The sequence below is a fragment of the Syntrophorhabdaceae bacterium genome, assembly GCA_028713955.1.
Lineage (GTDB): Bacteria > Desulfobacterota > Syntrophorhabdia > Syntrophorhabdales > Syntrophorhabdaceae > UBA5609.
On the sequence record JAQTNJ010000194.1, the window covers coordinates 1 to 6,057 of the forward strand.

The window sequence follows — 6,057 nt, forward strand, 5'->3', positions numbered from 1 at the left end:
TTGAATACGTTATTTTATGTACTCCCCGAGACAGGGAACACGCAGAATAATTATATAAATTGCTTTAGATTGTCAATTAAAAAATCCTTTTCCCTCATCGTTTAACTATTGCATATGAAAAGAGATACGCCCAACAATTAGTCCTTGACAAAAAAACACCCTTCAATTATATAGTCGAAAGGGGGATTGCTTGAAGTGTTCGTGCTTTATAAACAATTCCGGCTGACACATAACTACTTTATCTTCATGCTCCCTCATGGCTCTTATCAAACACCTGTTATCAAACGACTGTGCAGCATACACGCGCTGAAGACGGGAAAGAAATAAAGAGGAGGGATTGCCATGAATACTACGAAGATCAACGAGGAGTGATTGGCCGTGACATCACGAAAAAAGGCGGGAGATGAAGACATTGATAGCGTCGACTGCAACAGGGGAACAACAACCTTTGGTAGTCGATGAAGATAAATGAAAAAGGGGATGTGAATCAAAAAGAAAAGGGTGAAAATCCATTCAATGCGGGAGGTGTGACATGAAGATCATTAAATCCGTGACGTTGGTTCTCGTATCTTCCTTGCTAATGATCATGCCTGCTGGTGCGGGTGCTGCGGCAGCGGGAAAGATCGTAATCGCCCGGGGCGTGGACGTGACAAGCCTTGACCCCCAGAAGGCGTCGTCATCCGTTGACCTAAATTACTGCTCTGCCGTTTTCGACGGCCTTCTGAGGAGCACGGGGGAAAACGAACTCTCGCTCAATCTGGCCGAAAGCTACCGGAACATCAATCCGACAATATGGGAATTCAAGATCCGGAAAGGCGTCTTCTTCCACAACGGCGATCCCTTGACGGCCGCCGATGTCGTCTTCAGTTACAACAGGACCCGGAAAGCGAACAATCCTTTCAAGGCGTTCTTCGCGGGATTCAAAGACGTTATCGCTGTGGATCCCTATACGGTCCACATCATTACGGCAAAGCCCGACCCGATTCTACCGAAACGGGTGGCCTTTGCCGCCTATATCGTTCCCGAAAAATACATTCGCGAAAAAGGAGATGAGTATTTCGCACAACACCCCGTCGGAACGGGGCGCTATAAATTCGTGAAGCGCACGGTGGGCAAATCCATCGAACTGGAAGCGAACGAACAGTACTGGGGGAAAAAGCCGGCAACGGTCAGGACCCTTGTTTTCATAAGCATTGCCGATCCCAAAAAACGCGTGGAGGCCCTGAAAAGAGGAGAGGTCCAGGTTGTGGCCGGTGTTCCGCCTTACGCTGTTGCCGATCTGCAGAAGCATCCGGAACTCAACGTGATCTCCGGGCCAAGCGGCAGGGTTATATTCATCGCCTTCAACATCCTGAAGCCGGGAGGCAGCCCCGTTTCTGACAAGCGGGTCCGCCAGGCGATCAGCTATGCTATTAATAAGGAGGCCTTGATCAGGGATACGCTCCTGGGCAGCGGCAAAATCTTAGCCACGCCTCTTGTCCCCTCCGTCTTCGGCTATGATCCCTCGATCCCGCCTTACCCCTATGATCCCGTGAAGGCACGGAAACTTCTGGTGGAAGCGGGCTATCCCGAGGGGTTTGAAATCGCGCTGGCCACCCCTTCCGGACGATATATCCTCGACAGGCAGGTTGCCTATACGATCGCCGGGATGCTGAGCAAGGTCGGCATCAGGACCAGCGTCAAGATATATGAATGGGCCGCCTACCGGGAAGCCTATGAAAGCCATCGGGTAGAACCCATCTATCTCCTCGGATGGGGCAATTCGATGTACGATGCGGACGGGGTGTTGGTTCCTCTTTTTACGTCGGGCGCTCACAATTCCAGCTATTCCAACCCGGCACTGGACAGACTGCTGGAGGCCGCACGATTTGAGATGGATCCGGAAAAGAGGCGTGCCATCTACCGTCAAAGCCTCCTCCTGATCCATGACGACGTCCCGGGGGTCTTTCTCTATGAGCAGGTCGAGCGCTACGGAGTCAGCGGGGACGTGCTCAATTTTTTACCACCGGCGGGAAGCGAACGGAAGGACAGCGATATGCTGGAGCTGAAAAACAGGTAACAGATCAGGCTGCCCAAACTACCATTGTAAATGTTGTACAAAAAAATTAAGGCAATTCGGTATTAGCGTCCTTGAAGATGATCGTGTATTCATATTGAAAGAGGTCTTCTATAAACTGGCATACTATCTCCGCCTCATCACTTGCCCTGCCATGGGCGAGAAGGATGTTTCGGAGTTCGTCGGTCAGGTCGAATGTGATGAAATCCGCAAAGGACCCGCGGATAGTTCGGTAGTTAAAGGCCCGTGCAATATTTTCAAGATAGGAGAATTTGATCGTATATTCGTCGTGTCCTTTCAGCGCGATCCTCTCTGGGTTTCCTGTCGATTCAATATGAATGAAAGGCCTCAACGTTTCGGGCGCAGAGGCCTCGCAACTATGCTCGCCCATATAGATATACGGAATACCCGCGGTACAGAGCTTTTCCAGGACCTGCAGGGCTCCTATGTTCAGATTAAAGTCGCCCTCAGGTTTCTCAAGATCGTATGTGGTAAAAAAATGAAGCGCTGACCTCAGGATCGGGTCGGTTATGTCTGATGGTGATTGGAACAGGTTGCTGTTCAGGTTAACAAGGGTCGGGAAGTCTCCCAAATTTTCATTTAAGACCGCCAGATCAAACTCTGAAAGAAAGGCCCGGTCTGTCTCCAGAAGATCCTCCTCTCTGTACGAGACATTGTATCCCCGGAGGGTCTCTTTCTGCTTCCGGAGAAGAAAGGGGGAAAGATCGAGCATGCACGGCTCCAACGTACTGTTCCTTTCAAGGAAATCCTTCATCAGATAGCCGTAACCTCCGCCAACTTCAAGGATCCTTGTGATCTTCTCCATAGGCATAACCTTACTTAGATAATCATAGAGGAGATAACCAAAAGAGTTGTCACGGGTAAGTATTTTGCGTAGCGGTGTCCCTTCGGGGCGGAGGGCATTGCAGACCGTCAGCTCCCAACCGAGCGTGTCCAACTGGTCCACATGGTAGGCTTTCGTTGAATTGAGCGTATACATAAAAACCGTATTTCGTATTTCGTAGATCGTATATCGTGAACCCAACCGATCTGTATATATTACTGCTCTTGTATCTTCGATATACTATATACGATTCATAAAAGATCGTATATCGTAAAAAAGCCCCCGGAGGTTTCTCCGGGGGCTTTGCTATTCGTTGTGTCAGACTATCTTACTGCCTGCCTTTTACGATCACGTCAACAACGGACGGATCGGCAAGTGTTGTGGTATCGCCGAGCTGATCGATCTCGCCGGATGCAACCTTCCTCAGGATCCTTCTCATGATCTTGCCGGAACGTGTCTTGGGAAGACCTGGGACGAACTGGATCTTGCCGGGAGATGCGATAGGACCGATCTCTTTTCTGACGTGTGCTACGAGTTCCTTTTTAAGGGCATCGGTCCCTTCAACGCCTGTTTTCAGAATGATATAGGCATAAAGGTCTTCGCCTTTGATTTCGTGCGGGAAACCGACAACGGCGGACTCCGCGACTGCTGTAGTTAAGGAGTTGAGGGCTGCCTCGACCTCTGCAGTACCCATCCTGTGGCCGGATACGTTGACGACGTCGTCGATGCGGCCCATGAGCCTGAAATAGCCATCTTCGTTCTTTATTGCCCCGTCACCGGAGAAGTAGAAGCCGGGCTGCTGTACAAAGTATGTATTGAAGAATCTTTCTGGTTCGCCGAAGACACCCCTCATCATTCCAGGCCATGACCGTGCAATGCAGAGTTCACCCTGTTCGTTCACGGGTGCGTCTACTGCCGGTTTAGATGCATCAGACCTTGACTGCAGGGTGCGGGCATGAACACCAAAATACGGGAGTGTTGCAAAGCCCGGTATTGTCGGCCATCCGCCGGGAAGTGGGGTAATAAGGATGCCGCCTGTTTCTGTCTGCCACCAGGTATCAACGATGGGGCAGTTCTCTCCGCCCACGTATTTATGGTACCACAGCCATGCCTCCGGGTTAATGGGCTCACCGACGGAGCCGAGAAGTCTCAGTGAAGAGAGGTTCTTACCCTGAGGCCATTTATCGCCCTCTTTCATGAGTGCCCTGATAGCGGTCGGGGCAGTGTAGAAGATGCTGACTTTGAACTTCTCAACAATCTGCCAGAACCTGTCGGGGTTCGGGAATGTGGGAACCGACTCGAAGACGATCGATGTTGCACCGTTCGCCATCGGTCCATACACGATATAGGAATGACCGGTTACCCAGCCGATATCTGCGGTACAGAAGAAGATGTCTTTGTCTTTGTAATCGAAGATATATTTAAAGCTGTGGTATGTATAGACCATGTAGCCGCCGACGGTATGGAGCACACCCTTCGGTTTGCCTGTGGAGCCTGAGGTGTAAAGGATGAAGAGAGGATCTTCTGCATCCATCTCCTCTGCGGGGCAATTGTCGGTGATATCTGATGCCGCGAGTTCTTCCTCAAACCAGGTATCTCTTCCTGCCTTCATAGGAACGTCAAATTTTTCAAGTCTTTTTACAACGATGACCTTGTCAACTGTGTGACCCTGTGCTGCACAGTGGTCGCATGCGATGTCGGCATTTGCCTTGGAGCTTACGTTCTTACCGGAACGCCAGTAACCGTTGCGGTAATGAGGACCTTTGCGCCGGCGTCGAGGATCCTGTCACGGAGTGCCTCTGCCGAGAAACCGCCGAACACGATCGTGTGGATAGCGCCGATCCTTGCGCATGCGAGCATTGCCACGGGAAGCTGCCAGATCATGGGAAGATAGATGGCAACTCTGTCGCCCTTCCGCACGCCCTTTTTCTTCAGTACGTTTGCGAACCTTGATACTAATTTCAGCATCTCTTTGTAAGTGAGTTTTACTACGTCGTCTTCGGGCTCGCCCTGGAACAGGATAGCAACCTTATCGCCCTTGCCTTTTTCGATCTGATAGTCAAGACAGTTATAAGAGATATTTGTCTTGCCGCCGATAAACCATTCCAACTGACCTTTGGCAAAATCTTCCCTGTTAACCTTCAGCCATGGCTTAAACCAGAACAATTCTTTTGCCGCGTTACCCCAGAAGGCTTCCGGGTCTTCAACAGACTGCTTCCACATCTTTTCATACTCTGCGCGGTTCTTTACGTATGCCTGGTCAACGAATTCCTTTGGCGGGTAATACTTGTTGTTTTCTTCCTTCATTGCTGCCATATAAAACCTCCTGATTTAATATTTGGATTGAACTACTCGTTATCCTTATAATTGTGTTAGACGAATTATTTTAAACATGTATACAAAGGTTGTCAACAAAATTTTGTTAATATTTTCACAATTATGGGATAACCCCCGCCCTGCGTTGTCAGCGCAAGCGTTCGGGTAATGTCAGACCTTGTTGACACACAAGATAGAATCAGCAGACAGCTTGATAGACCTGCCCGTATGGCAGCAAAAATATGCTGATTTTAGGTTTTGTACCGGATATTCACAAAGCCGCCTTGTACACTATTGATTGCAGGGAGACATTGGCAACGAAACCCTTGATGATTTCTTCTGAATCATTTATTATAGGGTAAAAAAATTTTTGGAGGGCTTTATGACCCATCATACGGAGGCAGACCAGGCGTTAAGGAAGTTAACCGATGGCAATAAGCGGTATGCGTCATTAAAACAGAAACATCCAAACCAGGGGTTAAGACGCCGCGCAGAGGTATCAAAAGGACAAAAACCCTTCGCAGTGATAGTGGGTTGCTCAGATTCCCGTATACCACCGGAGATTCTCTTCGATCAGGGACTCGGGGACATCTTCGTTATCCGCGTTGCCGGAAATATCGTAGATGATGTTGCCCTCGGCAGCATCGAATATGCCGTGGACCATCTTGGGACCAAGCTCGTTGTCATCCTCGGCCACTCAAAATGCGGCGCCGTCACCGCTACCGTACAGGGCGGAGAGGCGCACGGACACATCGGGGGTATCGTGAAGGCAATCGCCCCCGCGGTAAAAAAGGCAAAAGGCAAAAAAGGCGATCTTACGGACAATGCCATCAGGGCAAAT

General features: G+C 49.8%; 5 protein-coding genes. 2 read left to right on the forward strand and 3 right to left on the reverse strand.

The window, feature by feature from the left end; translation table 11 throughout:
- The first annotated feature begins 532 nt into the window (after positions 1–532).
- Positions 533–2,059, forward strand: a complete 1,527-nt coding sequence (locus tag PHU49_13425) for an ABC transporter substrate-binding protein (protein MDD5245008.1) — start codon at positions 533–535, stop codon at positions 2,057–2,059.
- Positions 2,060–2,105: 46 nt separating this feature from the next.
- Here the strand turns inward: PHU49_13425 and PHU49_13430 are convergent, their stop codons facing one another.
- The 3 genes from PHU49_13430 to PHU49_13440 form a co-directional block, all read right to left on the reverse strand.
- On the reverse strand, positions 2,106–3,014 hold the full coding sequence (locus tag PHU49_13430) for a class I SAM-dependent methyltransferase (GenBank protein MDD5245009.1): 909 nt from the start codon (positions 3,012–3,014) through the stop codon (positions 2,106–2,108).
- Positions 3,015–3,228: 214 nt separating this feature from the next.
- A complete protein-coding gene (locus PHU49_13435) occupies positions 3,229–4,596 on the reverse strand; it encodes an acetate--CoA ligase (protein ID MDD5245010.1) in 1,368 nt (455 codons plus the stop codon).
- A 20-nt stretch (positions 4,597–4,616) separates the two neighbouring features.
- Entirely contained in the window at positions 4,617–5,216 is a 600-nt protein-coding gene (locus PHU49_13440; GenBank protein ID MDD5245011.1) for an AMP-binding protein, read from the reverse strand.
- 382 nt (positions 5,217–5,598) lie between these two features.
- Here PHU49_13440 and PHU49_13445 point away from each other — a divergent pair.
- Positions 5,599–6,057 (forward strand): carbonic anhydrase (locus tag PHU49_13445; GenBank protein MDD5245012.1); only part of this gene is annotated, 459 nt, incomplete at its 3' end.